Genomic DNA, 22,948 nt, shown 5'->3' on the forward strand with positions numbered 1-22,948 from the left:
CGCAACCGGCTGGACCGAACGGCCCTTCGCGTCACCCCTCGGTCTCGCCCCGGATCATCGCGAGCACACCGTCCAGGTCGTCCGGCTTCACCAGGACGTCCCGCGCCTTGGAGCCCTCGCTCGGCCCGACGATGTTGCGGGACTCCATGAGGTCCATCAGCCGCCCCGCCTTGGCGAAGCCGACGCGCAGCTTGCGCTGGAGCATGGACGTCGACCCGAACTGGGTGGAGACGACCAGCTCGGCGGCCTGGCACAGCAGGTCGAGGTCGTCGCCGATGTCCTCGTCGATCTCCTTCTTCTGCTTGGTGCCCACGGTGACGTCGTCCCGGAAGACGGGCGCCATCTGCTCCTTGCAGTGCCGGACGACGGCCGCGACCTCCTCCTCGGTCACGAACGCGCCCTGCATACGGGTCGGCTTGTTGGCGCCCATCGGCAGGAACAGGCCGTCGCCCTTGCCGATCAGCTTCTCGGCGCCCGGCTGGTCGAGGATGACCCGCGAGTCGGCCAGCGAGGAGGTGGCGAACGCCAGCCGGGAGGGCACGTTGGCCTTGATCAGACCGGTGACCACGTCGACCGACGGGCGCTGGGTGGCGAGCACCAGGTGGATGCCGGCCGCGCGCGCGAGCTGCGTGATGCGCACGATGGCGTCCTCGACGTCCCGCGGGGCCACCATCATCAGGTCGGCCAGCTCGTCCACGATCACCAGCAGGTACGGGTACGGCTGGAGCTCGCGCTCGCTGCCCGGCGGCGACTCGACCTTGCCCTCGCGCACAGCGCGGTTGAAGTCGTCGATGTGCCGGTAGCCATAGGCGGCCAGGTCGTCATACCTGAGGTCCATCTCGCGGACCACCCACTGCAGCGCCTCGGCGGCCCGCTTGGGGTTGGTGATGATCGGCGTGATCAGGTGCGGGATGCCCTCGTAGGCGGTCAGCTCCACGCGCTTGGGGTCGACCAGGATCATCCGGACGTCCTCCGGGGTCGCCCGCATCATCACCGAGGTGATCAGGCAGTTGATGCAGGACGACTTGCCGGAGCCGGTGGCACCGGCGACCAGCATGTGCGGCATCTTCGCCAGCGAGTGCATGACGTACCCGCCCTCGACGTCCTTGCCGAAGGCGACCAGCATCGGGTCGTCGTCCTCGGCGGACTCCGCGAGGCGCAGCACGTCGCCGAGGTTGACCATCTCCCGGTCGGTGTTGGGGATCTCGATGCCCACCGCGGACTTGCCGGGGATGGGGCTGATGATCCGCACGTCCGGGCTGGCCACCGCGTAGGCGATGTTCTTGGTCAGCGCGGTGATCCGCTCGACCTTCACGGCCGGGCCCAGCTCCACCTCGTAACGGGTGACCGTCGGACCGCGGGTGAAGCCGGTGACGGCCGCGTCGACCTTGAACTCGGTGAAGACCTGGGTGAGCGAGGCGACGACCGCGTCGTTGGCGGCGCTGCGCGCCTTGCCGGGGCCGCCCCGCTGGAGCAGGTCCAGGGCGGGCAGCGCGTAGGTGATGTCCCCGGACAGCTGGAGCTGCTCCGCCCGCGCGGGCAGCTCACGGGGCGCCTCGGGGGCCTTCTTCGTCAGGTCGGGAACGGCCTTGGTCAGGTCCGGTACGGCCGCGGGCTCGGGCTTCTCCTTCTTCGGGCGGGCGGCGGGCACCGGCGCCGGCGCGGGTACGGGGGTGGGCACCGGGGTGGTGTCCTCGCGCTCGCCCGCGCCCACTCCCTGGGTGAGGTCGGCGACCAGCGGGGAGGGCGGCATGCCGTGCAGCACGGCGCCGTCCAGCGCGGCCGCGGCCGCCGCGGCGACGTCCACGGCGTCCGGGTGCCGCTGCGGATCCGGCTGGGGCACCGCGGAGCGCCTGGGACGCCCGCGGCGCTGCGCCAGGGCCGTGGCCTCGGCGCCCTCGGGGTCGTACGCCTGGGGGGCGCCTGAGCGCCTGCGCGGGCGCGCGGGCGCCGCCTCCCGCCACTGCTCGTCGTAGGCCGCCTCCTCGGCGGCGAACCGGTCCGCCTGGTGGTCGTGCAGCACGCCCAGCAGTACGCCGAGCCGCCGCAGCCGCTGCGGGATGGCGTTGACCGGGGTCGCGGTCACCACGAGCAGCCCGAAGATCGTCAGCAGCACCAGCAGGGGTACGGCGAGCACCTCGGTCATGGCGTACGTCAGCGGGGTGGCCGCCGCCCAGCCGATGAGGCCGCCGGCGTCCCTTATGCCCTGCATGCCGGCGCTGCGCGCGGGCGAGCCGCAGGCGACGTGGACCTGGCCGAGCACGCCGACGACGAGCGCGGACAGGCCGATCACGATCCGTCCGTTGGCCTCCGGCTTCTCCGGGTGCCGGATGAACCGTACGGCGATCACCGCGAGCAGTATCGGCACCAGCAGGTCGAGCCGGCCGAAGGCGCCGGTGACCAGGATCTCCACCAGGTCGCCGACGGGCCCGCGCAGGTCCGCCCAGGTGCCCGCGGCGACGATCAGCGCGATGCCGAGCAGCAGCAGCGCGACGCCGTCCTTGCGATGGGCCGGGTCGAGGTTCTTCGCGCCCTGCCCTATGCCGCGGAAGACGGCGCCGACGGCGTGCGCGAGGCCCAGCCAGAGGGCGCGCACCACCCGGTAGACGCCCCCGGTGGGGCTGGGCGCCGGCTTCGGCGGCGCGGCCTTCCTCGCCACGGCCTTCTTGGCGGGCGCCTTCTTGGCCGGGGCCTTCTTCGCGACGGCCTTCTTCGCCGGAGCCTTCGCGGGAGCAGCGGCCTTCTTGGCGGGCTGCTTCTTGGCTGCGGAGGGACGTGAGGCCATGGTTGTGAGGTTACCGGGGGAGACGACGGCGGACACGTGTGCCCACAGCTTCACCCGTTCGTGTCGTGCCTGCCGGGGAGCGAAATTGACGCACACTCATCCGCATCTGCGGAACGGGCTCGGTCAGTTCTGCGACGGCACCGAAGCACCGCTACCGCCCGTGCCCGGCTCCAGCGCGTCCAGGGCACGGCGCAATCCGGTGAGTTTGCGCTCCAGATGGGCCGCCGTCGCCACCGCCGCCGCGTCCGCGGAGTCGTCGTCCAACTGCTTGGACAGCGCCTCCGCCTGTTCCTCCACGGCCGCGAGCCGCGCGGACAGCTCGGCGAGCAGCCCGGCCGACTCCTTGCCGGCCACCCCACCCTTGCCGCCGCCCTCCAACTGGAGCCGCAGCAGCGCCGCCTGCTCCCGCAGCTGGCAGTTCTTCATGTACAGCTCGACGAACACCGAGACCTTCGCGCGCAGCACCCACGGGTCGAACGGCTTGGAGATGTAGTCCACCGCGCCCGCCGCGTAGCCACGGAAGGTGTGGTGCGGGCCGTGGTTGATGGCCGTGAGGAAGATGATCGGGATGTCCCGCGTCCGCTCCCGCCGCTTGATGTGCGCGGCCGTCTCGAAACCGTCCATGCCCGGCATCTGGACATCCAGCAGGATGACCGCGAAATCGTCCGTGAGCAGTGCCTTGAGCGCTTCCTCCCCGGACGATGCCCGCACCAGTGTCTGATCGAGCGCCGAGAGGATCGCCTCCAGCGCCAGCAGATTCTCCGGCCGGTCATCGACCAGGAGGATCTTGGCCTTCTGCACCATGGCCCGCCCTCCTCGCCCCGGCGGTACACCGGGCGCCGCCCCAGGGGACGACTCCCTTTCGCCGCCCGTCCTTGTGCCGGTCATCGTAGCCGCACCCCGCCTGTCGCCACACCCTGTCACCGCGATGTCACTGTGCACGTACCGGAAACGCGGCGGGATCCCGGATGGTTCCCGGAATCCCGGATTCCCGTGTGTTCCCGGCCCCCATCATGCAGCAACTCCCCGCACGCGCCGCGGGATCCCCCGTCCTTCCGGGCGCGCCCCGGCGGAACGTCCCGCCACACTCACTCCGGCCGCATCCACTGGCTCATCACCGACAGCAGGTGATCGGGGTCGACGGGCTTGGTGACGTAGTCGGAGGCGCCCGACTGGATCGCCTTCTCCCGGTCGCCCTTCATCGCCTTCGCGGTGAGCGCGATGATCGGCAGACCCGCGAACTGCGGCATCCGGCGGATCGCCGTGGTCGTCGCGTACCCGTCCATCTCCGGCATCATGATGTCCATCAGCACCACCGCCGCATCGTCGTGCTGCTCCAGGACCTCGATGCCCTCCCGGCCGTTCTCGGCGTACAGCACCGACAGCCCGTGCTGTTCCAGGACGCTGGTGAGCGCGAACACGTTGCGGATGTCGTCGTCGACGATCAGCACCTTCTCGCCGCCGAACCGCGCCACGGGCGGCGCGGGCTGCTCCTGCTCGGGGACGGCCGTCCACTGCTCGGCCCGCTGCGTCTCCTCGGGCAGGGAGCGCCGCCGGCGCCGGAAGAGCGCGGCGGGGCCGTTCTGCGTCTCCTGGTACGACTTCACCTCGGCCGGCGTCTCGATCTCCACCGCGGACAGCTCCGAGGACAGATGGGCCTCGGAGGCCACCAGGTCGCCGGCCTCCAGCGCGGGCGCGGACTGCTGGTAGCCCTGCGGCGGCAGTTCGCTCATGTGCAGCGGCAGGTACAGCGTGAACGTCGAACCGCGCCCGGGCTCGCTCTGCGCGTGGATCTCACCGCCGAGCAACTGCGCGATCTCCCGCGAGATGGACAGCCCGAGCCCGGTGCCGCCGTACTTGCGGCTGGTGGTGCCGTCCGCCTGCTTGAACGCCTCGAAGATCACCCGCATCTTGCTGGCCGCGATGCCGATGCCGGTGTCCGTCACCGAGAACGCGATCAGCTCGCCGTTCGGATCCGCCAGCGAACCGGCCTCCAGCAACTGCTCCCGGATGGAGTCCGGCACGTCCGCTCCGGCGGGCCGGATCACCAGCTCCACCGAACCGGAGTCGGTGAACTTCACCGCGTTGGACAGCAGGTTGCGCAGCACCTGCAACAACCGCTGCTCGTCGGTGTGCAGGGTCGCCGGCAGCTCCGGGGAGACCCGCACGGACAGGTCCAGGCCCTTCTCCGCGGTCAGCGGCCGGAAGGTGGCCTCCACGTAGTCCACGAGCTGGACGAGCGCGATCCGGGTCGGGGAGACGTCCATCTTGCCCGCCTCGACCTTCGACAGGTCCAGGATGTCGTTGATCAGCTGGAGCAGGTCGGAGCCCGCGCCGTGGATGGTCTCCGCGAACTCCACCTGCTTCGGCGAGAGATTGCCCTCGGCGTTGTCCGCGAGCAGCTTCGCCAGGATCAGCAGCGAGTTGAGCGGGGTGCGCAGCTCGTGCGACATGTTGGCGAGGAACTCGCTCTTGTAGCGCATCGACACAGCGAGCTGCTCGGCGCGCTCCTCCAGGACCTGCCGGGCCTCCTCGATCTCGGTGTTCTTCACCTCGATGTCCCGGTTCTGCCGGGCCAGCAGCTCGGCCTTCTCCTCCAGTTCGGCGTTGGATGCCTGCAACGCCTTCTGCCGGTTCTCCAGCTCGGCCGACCGCTCCCGCAGCTGCTCGGTCAGCTCCTGCGACTGCTTGAGCAGCTTCTCGGTCTTGGTGTTGACCGAGATGGTGTTGACGCTGGTCGCGATCATCTCGGCGATCTGGCTGAGGAAGTCCCGCTGGATCTGCGTGAACGGCGTGAACGACGCCAGCTCGATCACGCCGAGCACCTTGCCCTCGAACAGCACCGGCAACACGATCACCTGCGCGGGCGGGGCCTCGCCGAGCCCGGAGGAGATCTTCAGATAGCCGCTGGGCGCCCTGTCCACCAGGATCGTGCGCTTCTCCTGCGCGGCCGTGCCGATCAGCGCCTCACCGGGCCGGAACGACGTCGGCATGGAGCCCATCGAGTAGCCGTACGAGCCCAGCATCCGCAGCTCGTAGTCGTCCTCGCCGTTGCCGACGCCCTTGCCCTCCATCAGCGGCATCGCCAGGAAGAACGCGCCGTGCTGCGCGGACACCACCGGCGTCAGCTCGCTCATGATCAGCGAGGCCACGTCCTCCAGGTCCCGGCGGCCCTGCATCAGGGAGGAGATACGGGCCAGGTTGCCCTTGAGCCAGTCCTGCTCCTTGTTCGCGATCGTGGTGTCGCGCAGGTTGGCGATCATCTTGTTGATGTAGTCCTGCAACTCCTGGATCTCGCCGGCCGCGTCCACGTCGATCTTCAGGTTCAGGTCGCCCCGGGTCACCGCGGTCGCCACGCGCGCGATGGCCCGCACCTGCCGGGTCAGGTTCTCGGCCATCTCGTTCACGGACTCGGTCAGGTCACGCCAGGTGCCGTCCACGTCACGCACGCGTGCCTGACCGCCCAGCTGCCCCTCCGTGCCCACCTCGCGGGCCACGCGCGTGACCTCCTCGGCGAAGCTGGACAGCTGGTCGACCATCGTGTTGATCGTCGTCTTCAGCTCAAGGATCTCGCCCCGGGCGTCAATGTCGATCTTCTTCGTCAAGTCACCCTTGGCGATGGCCGTGGTGACCATGGCGATGTTGCGCACCTGACCGGTCAGGTTGGACGCCATCTGGTTCACCGACTCGGTGAGGTCCTTCCAGGTGCCGGCCACGCCCGGGACATGCGCCTGACCGCCGAGAATGCCGTCCGTGCCCACCTCACGGGCCACCTTGGTGACCTGGTCGGCGAACGAACTCAGCGTCTTGACCATCGTGTTGATGGTGTCGGCGAGCTGCGCCACCTCGCCCCGCGCCTCGATCGTCACCTGCCGCGTCAGGTCGCCGTTGGCAACGGCAGCGGCCACCTGCGAGATGTTGCGCACCTGCATGGTCAGGTTGTTGGCCATCAGGTTGACGTTGTTGCTGAGGTCCTTCCAGATGCCGGTGACCCCCGGCACGTGCGCCTGGCCGCCCAGGATGCCCTCGGTGCCCACCTCGCGGGCCACCCGGGTCACCTGCTCGGCGAAGCTCGACAGTTGATCAACCATGGTGTTGACCGTCGTGACGAGCTCAAGGATCTCGCCCTTCGCGTCAACAGTGATCTTCTTCGACAGATCACCCTTCGCGACCGCCGTCGTCACCTCGGCGATGTTGCGCACCTGGATCGTCAGGTTGTTCGCCATGAAGTTCACGGACTGCGTGAGGTCCTTCCAGGTGCCGGAGACCCCCTGCACCTCGGCCTGCCCGCCGAGGATGCCCTCCGTACCCACCTCACGGGCCACCCGCGTGACCTGGTCCGCGAACGACGACAGCTGGTCCACCATCGTGTTCAGCGTGTTCTTCAGCTCCAGGATCTCCCCGCGCGCGTCCACGGTGATCTTCTGGGAGAGGTCACCGCGCGCCACGGCGGTGGCGACCTGCGCGATGTTGCGCACCTGGGCCGTCAGGTTGCCCGCCATGCCGTTCACGGAGTCGGTCAGGTCCCGCCACACACCGGCGACACCCGGCACCTGCGCCTGACCGCCGAGGCGCCCCTCGGTGCCCACGTCCCGCGCGACCCGGGTCACCTGGTCGGCGAAGGCGGACAACTGGTCCACCATCGTGTTGATCGTGTTCTTCAGCTCCAGGATCTCGCCGCGCGCGTCCACGTCGATCTTCTGCGACAGGTCACCGCGCGCCACCGCCGTCGTCACCTGCGCGATCTGCCGCACCTGCGACGTCAGGTTGCCGGCCATGAAGTTGACGGAATCCGTCAGCTCCTTCCACGTGCCCGACACGCCGTCCACCCGGGCCTGACCGCCCAGCCGGCCCTCCGTACCCACGTCCCGGGCCATCCGCGTGACCTGGTCGGCGAAGCTCGACAGCTGGTCCACCATGGTGTTCACGGTGTTCTTCAGCTGGAGCATCTCGCCCGAGACGTCCACGGTGACCTTCTGCGACAGATCACCGTTCGCCACCGCCGTCGTCACCTGGGCGATGTTGCGCACCTGACCGGTCAGGTTGCGGAACGCGGTGTTGACGGAGTCCGTCAGGTCCTTCCACGTGCCCGCCGCGCCCGGCACCTGCGCCTGGCCGCCCAGCTCGCCCTCGACACCGACCTCCCGCGCGACCCGCGTCACCTCGGCACCGAACGACGACAGCTGGTCCACCATGCCGTTGACGGTGTTCTTCAGTTCCAGCATCTCGCCGGCCACGTCCACGGTGACCTTCTGCGACAGATCACCGTTCGCCACGGCGGTCGTCACCGTCGCGATGTCCCGCACCTGCGTCGTCAGGTTCCGGAACACCGTGTTGACGGAGTCCGTCAGGTCCTTCCACGTCCCCGCCGCGCCCGGCACGTTCGCCTGACCGCCGAGCCGCCCCTCCGCGCCGACCTCGTTCGCCACCCGGGTGACCTCGTCCGCGAAGATCCGCAGCGTCTCGGTCATCTGGTTGATCGTCTCGGCGAGCCGCGCCACCTCGCCCCGCGCCGGAACCGTCACCTTCTGTGACAGATCACCGCTGGCGACGGCCGTCGTCACCTGCGAGATCCCCCGCACCTGCGCGGTCAGGTTGCCCGCCATCGTGTTGACGGAGTCGGTCAGCTCCTTCCACACGCCGGCCACCCCGGGCACCTGCGCCCGGCCGCCCAGGATGCCCTCGGTGCCCACCTCCCGGGCCACCCGCGTGACCTCCGAGGAGAAGGCCGAGAGCTGGTCCACCATCGTGTTGACGGTGTTCTTCAGCTCCAGCATCTCGCCGGCGACATGCACGGTCACCTTGCGGGACAGATCGCCCTTGGCCACCGCCGTGGTCACCAGGGCGATGTCCCGCACCTGGGCGGTCAGCCGGTCCGCCATCGTGTTGACGGACTCGGTCAGGTCCTTCCACGAACCCGACATCCCGCGCACCCGGGCCTGCCCGCCGAGCTTGCCCTCGGTGCCGACCTCGCTGGCCACGCGCGTGACCTCGTCCGTGAACGTCGAGAGCTGGTCCACCAGGTTGTTGACGGTCCGGCCGACCTTCAGGAACTCCCCGCGCAGCGGATGCCCCGTACCGCCGTCCGGCGCCTGCGTCCGCAGCTCCATGCGCGGCGACAGGTCGCCCTCGGCGACCGCCGTCAGCACCCGGCTGACCTCCGAGACGGGCCAGACCAGGTCGTCCACCAGCGCGTTGGAGTGCTCGATGGCGGTCGCCCAGGACCCCTCACAGGCGCCCGTCTCCAGCCGTTCCGTGAGTTTTCCCTCACGCCCCACCATGCGCCTCACCCGGGACAGCTCACCGGTCAGGTGCAGATTCCGGTCGGCCACCTCGTTGAAGACCGCCGCGATCTCCGACATCACGCCGTCTCCGGAGACCGTCAGCCGCTTGCGGAAGTTGCCGTCCCGCATCGCCACGAGGGCCGCCAGCAGCCGGTTCAGGGCGGCCGTGTCCACCGTCGTGGTGCCGCCGCTCCTGCCCAGGGACGGTCCGCCTTTCGCGCGCGTCTTCGTGCCTCGCGTCGCCGCGCCAGACTCCACTGTGTCCCTCCCGGAGGGGTAGACCGTTACTGCTGTGCTCGGCCGCTTCGGCCCGGCGTGCCGGTCACCGGCATACCGACCGCGTCCGCGTACCGGTTGCTTCCGCGTATGTCCGCCGGACAGGATCCGGCCACACCAGAGGCTGCTGCCCGCCGTGCGCCCGGCACACGCGGCCCGGACCGACCTTCATCAGAAGCTTGCCCAGTGTTTCACCCCGGCCGAACCCGGCCATAACAGTTCGGCAGCTTCGCACATCGTCCGCACACCCTGGGGGCGTAAACACCGAAGACCGGCATCCGCTCGGACCGCGAAGGTAAGTAACCTTGCATGCGGCTGTCCAGCCGCACCGGTCCGACCGGTCTGGGCGGTGGCACGAGTACGAGCGGGCATCGGAGGGGCGGCCGGACATCATGACCACCGGACTGATCCCCGGGGGGCAGCCCCCGGACCCACAGCCGACGGGCGAGCTGATGCCGCAGCAGCGGCACGAGCCCCCCGGCGAGACAGCCCTGCATGCCGACGACCGGCCGAGGAGTTCTGTGATCACCGCGCGTGCGGCCGCCAGTTTCGAACCCGTCGGGCGCTCCGTCGCGACCGCCCGGTCCTTCGTCCGCGACACCCTCCAGGGCTGGGGATTCGCCGACATCGTGGACGACGCGGTCGTTCTGACCAGCGAATTGGTCACCAACGCCGTCGTCCACGCGGGCACGCACGCGGACGTGCTGTGCCTGCGCACCGAGGACGGCGTGCGCATCGAGGTCTCCGACCGCTACCCGGAGCGCGAGGTCCCGCTCCAGAGCTCCGCCGTCTCCATGGGCAGCCCGGACCGCGAGGGCGGCCGCGGCCTCCAGCTCTGCGCGGCCCTGGCCACCCGCTGGGGCGTCGACTACACCCCCACCCACAAGAACGTCTGGTTCCAGCTCAACCTCCCCGAACGGCCCGTCGGCACCCGAACCGCCGGGCCCGCGCTGCCCGCCGACCTGCTGCCGCTGGCCGACGGCCGGGTCCGCGTCGCCGTCCTCCAGATCGACCGCAAGGGCGGCATCAGCGCCTGGAACGAGGACGCCGAGGAACTGTTCGGCTACCCGGCCTCCGACGTCATCGGCAAGCCCCTCACCGACCTCGCGGCCTGGCCGCACACCCCGGGCACCGGCACCGGCATCGCCGAGGCGCTCCGGCTCTCCCGCTGGGAGGGCACCTACGGCATCCGCCGCGCCGACGGCCGCGTGGCCCAGGTCTACGCCTCCCACCTGCGGGTCCGTGACACCGGCGGCGAACCCTCGACCGTGTGCCTGCTGGTCCGCGACCACGAACGCGCCGTCCTGCAGACGCCGCCCCGCGTCCCGGTCGGCGACCAGACCCCGTCCTCCGACGGCCAGAGCACCGACCCCTTCGAGGTGTTCATCGGCTCCCCCGCCCCGGACGACCTCGACGGACTGCTCCAGCGCACCGTGGAACGCGCCCGCGACATGCTCGACGGCGACTCCGCGTTCCTGCTGCTGGCCACCGACGACGAGACCGAGCTGGAGGTCCGCGCCTCCACCGGACTGCCCTCCGCCCGCCAGCGCTTCGCGCGCGTACCGGTCGAGGCGGGCCCCGGCCGCTACGGCTCCGCCCGCATGCCCGCCGTCCACGACGACCTCGCCGCCGTCCCGGGGGCCGTACCGCTGCTCGCCGGCACCGGCATGCGCTCGGTCGTCACCGTCCCGCTGAAGGTCGAGGGCCGCCTCACCGGCTCCCTGGGCGTCGCCGCCGAGGCACCCGGCCGGTACACCAACGAGGAGGCGCTGCGCCTGCAGTTCGCCGCCGACCGGATCGCCCTGGCCGTCGAATCGGCCCGCCTCGGCGAGCTGGAACGGCTGCGCCGCGGATCGCTGAGCTTCCTGGTGGAGGCGTCCGACCTGCTGGCCGGGACCCTGGACCGGGACCAGACGCTGGCCCTGATGGCCCAGATGACGGTCCCGACCCTGGCCACCTGGTGCGCGGTGTACACGATCGCCGACCAGGCGTCCGAGCCGTATCTGTCCTACGTCCTGCACGAGGACGAGGAACTCATCGACGGCATCAAGTCGTTGCTGTCGAAGATCCCGCCGCCGGACCCGGTGCCGACGCCCGGCGCCCGGGTCTGGACGGCCCCGGGCGAGGTCGCCCACCAGGCGGCCCTGCGCACCTCCATGCGCAGCCTGGGCCTGGCCGGCGGGCCCACGCACCGGATCGCCTCCGGCATCGGCCCGACGCTGTCCACGGCCGCCGCGGTCGGCGGGGAGACGGTGGTCCTGCCGCTGGTCGCCCGCAACCGCGTCATCGGCATGCTGACCCTCGGCAAGCCCACCGACGAACACTTCCGCCAGGAGATCCTGGAACTCGCCGAGGACCTGAGCCGCCGGGCCGCCCTCGCCCTGGACAACGCCCGCCTGTACTCGGAGCGCACGGCCATCAGCCAGTCCCTCCAGCGCAGCCTGCTCCCGCCGGGCCTGCCGCAGATCGACGGCGTCGAGGTCGAGGTCATCTACCGCGCGGCGGGCGAGGGCAACGAGGTCGGCGGCGACTTCTACGACGTCTTCCCCATCGGCAACGGCGCGTACGGCTTCGCCATCGGCGACGTCTGCGGTACGGGCCCCAACGCGGCGGCGGTCACCGGCCTGGCCCGGCACGCCCTGCGCCTGCTGGCCCGCGAGGGCCTGTCCGGCCCGGCGGTGCTGCAGCGCCTGAACTCCGCGATCCTCGACGAGGGAGACCGCAGCCGCTTCCTGACGCTGCTCTACGGCGAGTTGCGGACGCGGGCGGACGGCAGCGCCGAGCTGAAGGTGGTCTGCGCCGGCCATCCGCTGCCGCTGCGCCTGCGCCAGGACGGCACGGTGACGGCCGCGGCCGAACCGCAGCCGCTGCTGGGCGTCATCGAGGACCTGGAGCTGCACGAGGAGACGGTCACCCTGGACCCGGGGGACGTGCTGCTCTGCGTCACGGACGGGGTCACCGAACGCCGTGAGGGCTCGCGCATGCTGGGCGACGACGGCCTCGCCGATGTCCTCACCACGTGCACGGGTCTGACGGCGGGTGCGGTCGCTGCGCGCATCATGCGCGCGGTCGAGCGGTTCGCCTCTGACGCCCCGTCGGACGACATGGCGATTCTGGCGATGCGCGTCCCGGGCATTCACCAGGAGGCGTGAGGAAACACGAAAAAGGCCCCACCCGGAAGGGTGGGGCCTTTTGACCGAGCCCCCAAACGGAATCGAACCGTTGACCTTCTCCTTACCATGAAGACGCTCTGCCGACTGAGCTATAGGGGCCTGTCGTTTGCGAGGTTTCCCTCGCGGCGACAAAGAAACTGTACCCCGAACAGGCCGTGGTTCCCAAATTCGTTCGGGACTGGTTCAGAAGGCGGGCTGGAGCAGTCCGCCGAGGGCGTTGCAGGCGGCGGCCGTCCGCTGCATGTCGCGTTTGGTGAGAGCGGCGTCCACGGGCAGCGCGAGTGTCTCGTCGGCGGCCCGCTCGGTCTCCGGCAGCGACACGCACCGGCGGAAGGCCGACAGCCGGTGCACGGGTGTCTTCACCGGCACCCGGCACTCCACTCCCCTGGCCCGCAGGGCCCGCGCGAAGGCGTCCCGGTCGGGCCGGCCGTTGCCCGGCACCCGCACGACGTACTGCTGATAGGTGTGCCCGTCCCCGCCGTCCGGCGTGCGTACGCCCTTGAGTCTGGCGTCGAGATAGGCGGCCCGCTCCCGGCGCCGGGCTATCTCGTCGTACGGCGCCTCGGACTCGCCGTGCTCCAGCACCAGCAGCCCGTGCCGCTGCCCGAGCCGGCACAACCGCCCTATGTCGGCCCGCCGTCCGAAGCGGTGCACGACAACGACCGCCGCGGTACGGGGGGTTACGGCCGCCTCGACCGCGTCCGGGGCGAGGCAGTAGGTCACCGGGTCTATGTCGGCGAACACCGGGAGCGCGCCCGCCAGGGCCACGGCCTCGGCGACCTCGACGTTCCCGAAGGCCGGCACGACGACCTCGTCACCGACTCCGACTCCGGCGGCCCTGAGCAGCGCTGCGGTTCCCATGCCGGGATGCTGTGCTCGGAACGTGAACGACACGTTACGCACAGCAAAAAAAGGTCGGACCCTGAACCGAAGTTCAGGATCCGACCTTTATCAAAATTTGTTCGGCGGCGTCCTACTCTCCCACAGGGTCCCCCCTGCAGTACCATCGGCGCTGTGAGGCTTAGCTTCCGGGTTCGGAATGTAACCGGGCGTTTCCCTCACGCTATGACCACCGAAACACTATGAAACTGTCGAACAATGCCGCACCGTATGTGGCCATACGGGGCTGTTCGTGGTTTCAGAACCAACACAGTGGACGCGAGCAACTGAGGACAAGCCCTCGGCCTATTAGTACCGGTCACCTCCACACGTTACCGTGCTTCCAGATCCGGCCTATCAACCCAGTCGTCTACTGGGAGCCTTACCCCATCAAGTGGGTGGGAGTCCTCATCTCGAAGCAGGCTTCCCGCTTAGATGCTTTCAGCGGTTATCCCTCCCGAACGTAGCCAACCAGCCATGCCCTTGGCAGAACAACTGGCACACCAGAGGTTCGTCCGTCCCGGTCCTCTCGTACTAGGGACAGCCCTTCTCAAGACTCCTACGCGCACAGCGGATAGGGACCGAACTGTCTCACGACGTTCTAAACCCAGCTCGCGTACCGCTTTAATGGGCGAACAGCCCAACCCTTGGGACCGACTCCAGCCCCAGGATGCGACGAGCCGACATCGAGGTGCCAAACCATCCCGTCGATATGGACTCTTGGGGAAGATCAGCCTGTTATCCCCGGGGTACCTTTTATCCGTTGAGCGACGGCGCTTCCACAAGCCACCGCCGGATCACTAGTCCCGACTTTCGTCCCTGCTCGACCCGTCGGTCTCACAGTCAAGCTCCCTTGTGCACTTACACTCAACACCTGATTGCCAACCAGGCTGAGGGAACCTTTGGGCGCCTCCGTTACCCTTTAGGAGGCAACCGCCCCAGTTAAACTACCCATCAGACACTGTCCCTGATCCGGATCACGGACCCAGGTTAGACATCCAGCACGACCAGACTGGTATTTCAACGACGACTCCACCCACACTGGCGTGCGAGCTTCACAGTCTCCCAGCTATCCTACACAAGCCGAACCGAACACCAATATCAAACTGTAGTAAAGGTCCCGGGGTCTTTCCGTCCTGCTGCGCGAAACGAGCATCTTTACTCGTAGTGCAATTTCACCGGGCCTATGGTTGAGACAGTCGAGAAGTCGTTACGCCATTCGTGCAGGTCGGAACTTACCCGACAAGGAATTTCGCTACCTTAGGATGGTTATAGTTACCACCGCCGTTTACTGGCGCTTAAGTTCTCAGCTTCGCCCACCCGAAAGTGAGCTAACCGGTCCCCTTAACGTTCCAGCACCGGGCAGGCGTCAGTCCGTATACATCGCCTTACGGCTTCGCACGGACCTGTGTTTTTAGTAAACAGTCGCTTCTCGCTGGTCTCTGCGGCCACCCCCAGCTCAGAGCGCAAAGCTCATCACCAGGCGTGGCCCCCCTTCTCCCGAAGTTACGGGGGCATTTTGCCGAGTTCCTTAACCATAGTTCACCCGAACGCCTCGGTATTCTCTACCTGACCACCTGAGTCGGTTTAGGGTACGGGCCGCCATGAAACTCGCTAGAGGCTTTTCTCGACAGCATAGGATCATCCACTTCACCACAATCGGCTCGGCATCAGGTCTCACCCTGCATGAGCGGCGGATTTACCTACCACTCGGGCTACACCCTTACCCCGGGACAACCACCGCCCGGGATGGACTACCTTCCTGCGTCACCCCATCACTCACCTACTACCAACTTGGGTCAGCGGCTCCACCACTTTCCATTCCCCGAAGGGTCCGGAACGGCTTCACGGCCTTAGCATCACTGGATTCGATGTTTGACGCTTCACAGCGGGTACCGGAATATCAACCGGTTATCCATCGACTACGCCTGTCGGCCTCGCCTTAGGTCCCGACTTACCCTGGGCAGATCAGCTTGACCCAGGAACCCTTAGTCAATCGGCGCAAACGTTTCTCACGTTTGTATCGCTACTCATGCCTGCATTCTCACTCGTCAACCGTCCACGACTACCTTCCAGTGCCGCTTCACCCGGCAGACGACGCTCCCCTACCCATCACAGCCTCCGTTGGGAGTACATGCTGCAATGACACGACTTCGGCGGTACGCTTGAGCCCCGCTACATTGTCGGCGCGGAATCACTAGACCAGTGAGCTATTACGCACTCTTTCAAGGGTGGCTGCTTCTAAGCCAACCTCCTGGTTGTCTCTGCGACTCCACATCCTTTCCCACTTAGCGTACGCTTAGGGGCCTTAGTCGATGCTCTGGGCTGTTTCCCTCTCGACCATGGAGCTTATCCCCCACAGTCTCACTGCCGCGCTCTCACTTACCGGCATTCGGAGTTTGGCTAAGGTCAGTAACCCGGTAGGGCCCATCGCCTATCCAGTGCTCTACCTCCGGCAAGAAACACACGACGCTGCACCTAAATGCATTTCGGGGAGAACCAGCTATCACGGAGTTTGATTGGCCTTTCACCCCTAACCACAGGTCATCCCCCAGGTTTTCAACCCTGGTGGGTTCGGTCCTCCACGAAGTCTTACCTCCGCTTCAACCTGCCCATGGCTAGATCACTCCGCTTCGGGTCTTGAGCGTGCTACTGAATCGCCCTATTCGGACTCGCTTTCGCTACGGCTTCCCCACCCGGGTTAACCTCGCAACACACCGCAAACTCGCAGGCTCATTCTTCAAAAGGCACGCAGTCACGAGAGTGGAGCAAGCTCCACTCCGACGCTCCCACGGCTTGTAGGCACACGGTTTCAGGTACTATTTCACTCCGCTCCCGCGGTACTTTTCACCATTCCCTCACGGTACTATCCGCTATCGGTCACCAGGGAATATTTAGGCTTAGCGGGTGGTCCCGCCAGATTCACACGGGATTTCTCGGGCCCCGTGCTACTTGGGTGTCTCTCAAACGAGCCGCTGACGTTTCGACTACGGGGGTCTTACCCTCTACGCCGGACCTTTCGCATGTCCTTCGCCTACATCAACGGTTTCTGACTCGTCCCACGGCCGGCAGACCGTGGAAGAGAGATCCCACAACCCCCACGACGCAACCCCTGCCGGGTCTCACACGTCGTAGGTTTGGCCTCATCCGGTTTCGCTCGCCACTACTCCCGGAATCACGGTTGTTTTCTCTTCCTGCGGGTACTGAGATGTTTCACTTCCCCGCGTTCCCTCCACTTGCCCTATGTGTTCAGGCAAGGGTGACAGCCCATGACGACTGCCGGGTTTCCCCATTCGGAAACCCCCGGATCAAAGCCTGGTTGACGACTCCCCGGGGACTATCGCGGCCTCCCACGTCCTTCATCGGTTCCTGGTGCCAAGGCATCCACCGTGCGCCCTTAAAAACTTGGCCACAGATGCTCGCGTCCACTGTGCAGTTCTCAAACAACGACCAGCCACCCGTCACAACCCGCCGAAGCGAGCCTTTACCGGGGCCGGCAACTGAGGAAAGTTCATTCCCTCAGACACCCAACAGCGTGCCCGACACCCTCGCCACCCGGCCGTTCCGTTCCACGCCGAAGCAGTACTAGGAAGACCAGAAGGTCAAGTGTGCCGAGTAGTCAACGTTCCACCCATGAGCTGACCACCGTCGAACATTCGCCGACGTAGTGGCTCTGGCTGCCTTGCGGCAGCTAGATGCTCCTTAGAAAGGAGGTGATCCAGCCGCACCTTCCGGTACGGCTACCTTGTTACGACTTCGTCCCAATCGCCAGTCCCACCTTCGACAGCTCCCTCCCACAAGGGGTTGGGCCACCGGCTTCGGGTGTTACCGACTTTCGTGACGTGACGGGCGGTGTGTACAAGGCCCGGGAACGTATTCACCGCAGCAATGCTGATCTGCGATTACTAGCGACTCCGACTTCATGGGGTCGAGTTGCAGACCCCAATCCGAACTGAGACCGGCTTTTTGAGATTCGCTCCACCTCACGGTATCGCAGCTCTTTGTACCGGCCATTGTAGCACGTGTGCAGCCCAAGACATAAGGGGCATGATGACTTGACGTCGTCCCCACCTTCCTCCGAGTTGACCCCGGCGGTCTCCCGTGAGTCCCCAGCACCACAAGGGCCTGCTGGCAACACGGGACAAGGGTTGCGCTCGTTGCGGGACTTAACCCAACATCTCACGACACGAGCTGACGACAGCCATGCACCACCTGTACACCGACCACAAGGGGGGCACTATCTCTAATGCTTTCCGGTGTATGTCAAGCCTTGGTAAGGTTCTTCGCGTTGCGTCGAATTAAGCCACATGCTCCGCCGCTTGTGCGGGCCCCCGTCAATTCCTTTGAGTTTTAGCCTTGCGGCCGTACTCCCCAGGCGGGGCACTTAATGCGTTAGCTGCGGCACGGACAACGTGGAATGTTGCCCACACCTAGTGCCCACCGTTTACGGCGTGGACTACCAGGGTATCTAATCCTGTTCGCTCCCCACGCTTTCGCTCCTCAGCGTCAGTATCGGCCCAGAGATCCGCCTTCGCCACCGGTGTTCCTCCTGATATCTGCGCATTTCACCGCTACACCAGGAATTCCGATCTCCCCTACCGAACTCTAGCCTGCCCGTATCGACTGCAGACCCGGGGTTAAGCCCCGGGCTTTCACAACCGACGTGACAAGCCGCCTACGAGCTCTTTACGCCCAATAATTCCGGACAACGCTTGCGCCCTACGTATTACCGCGGCTGCTGGCACGTAGTTAGCCGGCGCTTCTTCTGCAGGTACCGTCACTTTCGCTTCTTCCCTGCTGAAAGAGGTTTACAACCCGAAGGCCGTCATCCCTCACGCGGCGTCGCTGCATCAGGCTTTCGCCCATTGTGCAATATTCCCCACTGCTGCCTCCCGTAGGAGTCTGGGCCGTGTCTCAGTCCCAGTGTGGCCGGTCGCCCTCTCAGGCCGGCTACCCGTCGTCGCCTTGGTGAGCCGTTACCTCACCAACAAGCTGATAGGCCGCGGGCTCATCCTGCACCGCCGGAGCTTTACAACCCGGGAGATGCCTCCCAGGCTCATATCCGGTATTAGACCCCGTTTCCAGGGCTTGTCCCAGAGTGCAGGGCAGATTGCCCACGTGTTACTCACCCGTTCGCCACTAATCCCCTCCCGAAGGAGGTTCATCGTTCGACTTGCATGTGTTAAGCACGCCGCCAGCGTTCGTCCTGAGCCAGGATCAAACTCTCCGTGAATGTTTACCGGTAATCCGGTGACACATCACGAGAGCGGTGCGAGAGGAGGAATAGTCCTCTCGCACACAGCGTCCTCGCTGTGTTTTTTCAAAGGAACCTCGTCCCAGCGGATGCTGGAGACGGGGTATCAACATATCTGGCGTTGACTTTTGGCACGCTGTTGAGTTCTCAAGGAACGGTCGCTTCCTTTGTACTCACCCTCTCGGGCTTTCCTCCGGGCGCTTCCCTTCGGTCTTGCGTTTCCGACTCTATCAGATCTTTTCTCGATCCGATTTCCTCGGTGCTTTCCAGGTTCTCGCTCTCGCGTTTCCCTTTCCGGCGGTACCGACTTTATCAGAAGTTCTGAGCCGGTTTTCCCACCCGCTCCGGGCAACCATGTCCGGCACGTGAAGTGCTGGGGTTCCCGGGTGGGCGGAGCCGTAAACGTACTGGAGCGGGGCGCCCCGATGCAAATCGGGGCGCCCCGCTCCAGGTCAGTGCCGACGGGGCGTCAGACCTCCACGACCACCGGGAGGATCATCGGCCTGCGGCGGTAGGTGTCCGAGACCCACTTGCCGAGGGTCCGGCGGACCAGCTGCTGGAGCTGGTGGGGCTCCACCACGCCGTCCTGGGCGGACCGCTCCAGGGAGTCCGTGATCTTCGGGAGGACGTCGGCGAACGCGGAGTCCTCGATGCCGGAGCCACGGGCCTGGATGTGCGGGCCCCCGGTGATCTTGCCGGTGGAGGCGTCGATGACGACGAAGACCGAGATGATGCCCTCGTCGCCGAGGATCTTGCGGTCCTTCAGCGCCGGCTCGCCCACATCGCCGACCGAGAGGCCGTCGACGTAGACGTAACCGGCCTGGACCTTGCCGGAGATCTTGGCCTTGCCCCCGACCAGGTCGACCGCCACGCCGTCCTCGGCGATGACGATCCGGTCGTGCGGGACGCCGGTCAGGGCGCCCAGCTCGGCGTTGGCCCGCAGGTGGCGCCATTCGCCGTGGACCGGCATCAGGTTTCTCGGGCGGCAGATGTTGTAGAAGTACAGCAGCTCGCCCGCGGACGCGTGGCCGGAGACATGCACCTTGGCGTTGCCCTTGTGGACGACGTTGGCGCCCCAGCGGGTCAGGCCGTTGATCACGCGGTAGACCGCGTTCTCGTTCCCCGGGATCAGCGAGGAGGCGAGGATGACCGTGTCACCCTCCACGATGCGGATCTGGTGGTCGCGGTTGGCCATGCGGGACAGGGCCGCCATCGGCTCGCCCTGGGAACCCGTGCAGACCAGGACCACTTCTTCGTCAGGCAGGTCGTCCAGCGCCCGGACGTCGACCACCAGGCCCGCCGGGACCTTCAGATAGCCCAGATCGCGGGCGATGCCCATGTTGCGGACCATGGAGCGGCCGACGAAGGCGACCCGGCGGCCGTACTCGTGCGCCGCGTCCAGAATCTGCTGGATGCGGTGGACATGGCTGGCGAAACTCGCCACGATGATCCGCTTGCGGGCGCCGGCGAAGACCTGCCGCAGGACGTTGGAGATGTCGCGCTCGTGCGGGGTGAAGCCCGGGACCTCGGCGTTCGTGGAGTCGCTGAGGAGGAGGTCGATGCCCTCTTCGCTCAGCCGCGCGAACGCGTGCAGGTCGGTGAGGCGGTTGTCCAGCGGGAGCTGGTCCATCTTGAAGTCGCCGGTGTGCACCACCATGCCGGCGGGGGTGCGGATGGCGACGGCCAGGGCGTCCGGGATGGAGTGGTTGACGGCGACGAACTCGCAGTCGAAGGGGCCGACGCGCTCGCGGTCCCCCTCCGCCACCTCCAGGGTGTACGGGCGGATCCGGTGCTCCTGGAGCTTCGCCTCGATCAGGGCGAGCGTGAGCTTGGAGCCGATCAGCGGGATGTCCGGCTTCTCGCGGAGCAGGAACGGGACACCGCCGATGTGGTCCTCGTGACCGTGGGTGAGGACGATGCCCTCGATGTCGTCGAGGCGGTCCCTGATGGACGAGAAGTCCGGCAGGATCAGGTCGATTCCGGGTTGCTCCTCCTCGGGGAAGAGCACTCCGCAGTCGACGATCAACAGGCGGCCGCCGTACTCGAACACCGTCATGTTCCGGCCGATTTCGCCGAGGCCGCCGAGCGGGGTGACCCGCAGGCCGCCTTCGGGGAGCGGCGGGGGCGGGCCGAGTTCAGGATGCGGATGACTCAAAAGACTCTCCTCAAACACGCGCGCCACGTACCGGTCGGGCACGTGGCGCGCGTGACGTTCGTGCAGAAGCAGTTGTTTGTGTGGGGTGCAGGCACCGGTGGCCTGCGTCTGCGGTTGTCGATTCAGTTGTGAAGCCCGTGCTGTGGTGCCAAGTCTTTAATCAGAGCTGTACCCCGCCGGCAGCAAGATCGATCTTGAGCTGGGCGATCTCCTCGGCGGAGCACTCGACCATGGGCGAGCGCAGCGGTCCGGCGGGCAGGCCCTGGAGGGCGAGCGCGGCCTTGGTGGTCATGACGCCCTGGGTGCGGAACATGCCGGTGTAGACCGGCAGCAGCTTCTGGTGGATCTCGGTGGCCTTGACGACGTCGCCGGAGACGAACGCGTCCACCAGGGCGCGCAGGTCGGGGGTGACCAGGTGGCCGACGACCGAGACGAAGCCGACCGCGCCGACCGAGAGCAGCGGGAGGTTCAGCATGTCGTCGCCGGAGTACCAGGCGAGGCCGGACCGCGCGATGGCCCAGCTGGCGCGGCCGAGGTCGCCCTTGGCGTCCTTGTTGGCGACGATCCGGGGGTGCTCCGCGAGCCGGACCAGGGTCTCGGTGCTGATCGGGACGCCGCTGCGGCCGGGGATGTCGTAGAGCATGACCGGCAGGCCGGTGGCGTCGGCGACGGTCGTGAAGTGCCGGTACAGGCCCTCCTGCGGGGGCTTGTTGTAGTACGGCGTGACGACCAGCAGTCCGTGGGCGCCGACGCGCTCGGCCTCGCGGGCCAGCTCGACGCTGTGGTGGGTGTCGTTGGTTCCGACGCCGGCGACGACGTGGGCGCGGTCGCCGACGGCCTCCAGGACGGCTCGTACCAGGTCCGATTTCTCCGCGTCGCTGGTGGTCGGGGACTCGCCGGTGGTGCCGTTGACGATCAGGCCGTCGTTGCCTGCGTCCACCAGGTGGGCGGCGAGCCGCTGCGCGCCGTCGAGGTCGAGTGCGCCGTCCGCCGTGAAAGGCGTGACCATGGCGGTGAGGACCCGCCCGAAGGGGGTCTGCGGAGTCGAGGTCGGAGCCATAGGTGACACGCTACTCGGTGCGCGCTGCGGGGTCTGCTCTCGGGGTGTCGGGAAAGTCAGGACAAAGATGGATCCCGGCACTGCCTGCTCGGGGGTTCAAGCAGTGCCGGGTCCGTTTGATCAGGCTAGATGAACTTCTCTAAATGCCGCAATACGGACACTTCGCCAGGCTGGTCCGTACGCCCGTTCCCGGTGCGGGAACAAAGCTTCGCTACGGGGCCACACGTCCGTTCGCGTTGAAGGCGGCGTACGTCAGCGGCATGAGCTTCGCCCACTCCGCCTCCATCTTCTCGCCCACCATCTCGATCTCCCGCTGCGGGAAGGAGGGCACCTTGGCCAGCTCGTGCTGGGTGCGCAGGCCGAGGAAGTGCATCAGGGAGCGCGCGTTGCAGGTGGCGTACATCGAGGAGTAGAGGCCGACGGGGAGGACCGAGCGGGCGACCTCGCGGGCGATGCCCTGGGCGAGCATCTCCTGGTAGGCGGCGTAGGCCTGGCGGTACGCGTCCTCCATGGCCTGTCCGGCCAGGGCGTGCTGCTCCTCGGTGCCCTCCACGAAGACGTACTTGCCCGGGCGGCCCTCCTGGACCAGCTTGCGGCCGGCGTCGGGGACGTAGAAGACCGGCTGGAGCTCGCGGTAGCGGCCGGACTCCTCGTTGTACGACCAGCCGACGCGGTGCCGCATGAACTCGCGGAAGACGAAGATCGGGGCGCTGATGAAGAAGGTCATCGAGTTGTGCTCGAACGGGCTGCCGTGCCGGTCGCGCATCAGGTAGTTGATCAGGCCCTTGGAGCGGTCGGGGTCCTTGTTCAGCTCGTCCAGGGACTGCTCCCCCAAGGTCGACACACGGGCGGCGAAGAGCACGTCGGAGTCCGTCGCGCTGTGCTTGACCAGTTCGACGGTGACATCACTGCGCAGGTCGATCTTCGGCTCATCGGGGGTGCGGGTCACGGTTGGACAGGTCCTTCCCACTGCTGCTTGAGGTTCGCGCCCACTGTACGGGGGGACTCGGCCGCGAACGAAAGTGACCTTCCCTGCGATTTTTTCCGGACATGGGGCACCTTTTGCGTCACTCGGACGTCCT

The 22,948-nt window shown here is 67.1% G+C and carries 8 protein-coding genes, 1 tRNA gene and 3 rRNA genes; 1 reads left to right on the forward strand and 11 read right to left on the reverse strand.

The annotated features are described in order from the left end of the window. Positions 1-31: 31 nt before the first annotated feature. The 3 genes from ACSURM_RS10475 to ACSURM_RS10485 all read right to left on the reverse strand — a co-directional run bounded on the left by ACSURM_RS10475 (position 32) and on the right by ACSURM_RS10485 (position 9,327). Positions 32-2,785, reverse strand: a complete 2,754-nt coding sequence (locus tag ACSURM_RS10475) for a DNA translocase FtsK (RefSeq protein ID WP_436954733.1) — start codon at positions 2,783-2,785, stop codon at positions 32-34. A gap of 123 nt (positions 2,786-2,908) precedes the next feature. Then, positions 2,909-3,589: a response regulator gene (locus ACSURM_RS10480; RefSeq protein ID WP_030785604.1), complete on the reverse strand. Its 681-nt coding sequence runs from the start codon at positions 3,587-3,589 to the stop codon at positions 2,909-2,911. 284 nt (positions 3,590-3,873) lie between these two features. Next, positions 3,874-9,327 (reverse strand): HAMP domain-containing protein, encoded by a 5,454-nt coding sequence (locus tag ACSURM_RS10485; RefSeq protein WP_436954734.1) that lies wholly within the window; start codon positions 9,325-9,327, stop codon positions 3,874-3,876. Between the two features lie 410 nt (positions 9,328-9,737). On the opposite strand from ACSURM_RS10485, the gene ACSURM_RS10490 reads away from it, so the two are divergent. Beyond that, positions 9,738-12,497 carry a SpoIIE family protein phosphatase gene (locus ACSURM_RS10490; RefSeq protein WP_436954735.1) on the forward strand — a complete coding sequence of 920 codons (2,760 nt, stop codon included), beginning with the start codon at positions 9,738-9,740 and terminating at the stop codon, positions 12,495-12,497. 47 nt (positions 12,498-12,544) lie between these two features. Here the strand turns inward: ACSURM_RS10490 and ACSURM_RS10495 are convergent. The 8 genes from ACSURM_RS10495 to thyX form a co-directional block, all read right to left on the reverse strand. Then, positions 12,545-12,617, reverse strand: a tRNA-Thr gene (locus tag ACSURM_RS10495). A gap of 84 nt (positions 12,618-12,701) precedes the next feature. Continuing rightward, positions 12,702-13,364 (reverse strand): DegT/DnrJ/EryC1/StrS family aminotransferase, encoded by a 663-nt coding sequence (locus ACSURM_RS10500; protein WP_436961026.1) that lies wholly within the window; start codon positions 13,362-13,364, stop codon positions 12,702-12,704. Positions 13,365-13,478: 114 nt separating this feature from the next. Further along, positions 13,479-13,595 (reverse strand): 5S ribosomal RNA (gene rrf, locus ACSURM_RS10505). A 91-nt stretch (positions 13,596-13,686) separates the two neighbouring features. Next, positions 13,687-16,808 (reverse strand): 23S ribosomal RNA (locus tag ACSURM_RS10510). 295 nt (positions 16,809-17,103) lie between these two features. Continuing rightward, positions 17,104-18,630: ribosomal RNA gene (locus ACSURM_RS10515) — 16S ribosomal RNA — on the reverse strand. Together the 16S, 23S and 5S rRNA genes form the textbook arrangement of a ribosomal RNA operon. Before the next feature lie 490 nt (positions 18,631-19,120). Further along, complete coding sequence (locus ACSURM_RS10520; protein WP_289972424.1) at positions 19,121-20,806, reverse strand: ribonuclease J; 1,686 nt, start codon at positions 20,804-20,806, stop codon at positions 19,121-19,123. A 160-nt stretch (positions 20,807-20,966) separates the two neighbouring features. After that, positions 20,967-21,866 (reverse strand): 4-hydroxy-tetrahydrodipicolinate synthase, encoded by a 900-nt coding sequence (dapA, locus tag ACSURM_RS10525; RefSeq protein WP_436954736.1) that lies wholly within the window; start codon positions 21,864-21,866, stop codon positions 20,967-20,969. Between the two features lie 211 nt (positions 21,867-22,077). After that, on the reverse strand, positions 22,078-22,815 hold the full coding sequence (gene thyX, locus ACSURM_RS10530) for an FAD-dependent thymidylate synthase (protein ID WP_436954737.1): 738 nt from the start codon (positions 22,813-22,815) through the stop codon (positions 22,078-22,080). Between the last annotated feature and the right edge of the window lie 133 nt (positions 22,816-22,948).

The sequence above is a fragment of the Streptomyces sp. SudanB182_2057 genome (assembly GCF_964272715.1).
Taxonomy (GTDB): domain Bacteria; phylum Actinomycetota; class Actinomycetes; order Streptomycetales; family Streptomycetaceae; genus Streptomyces; species Streptomyces rubradiris.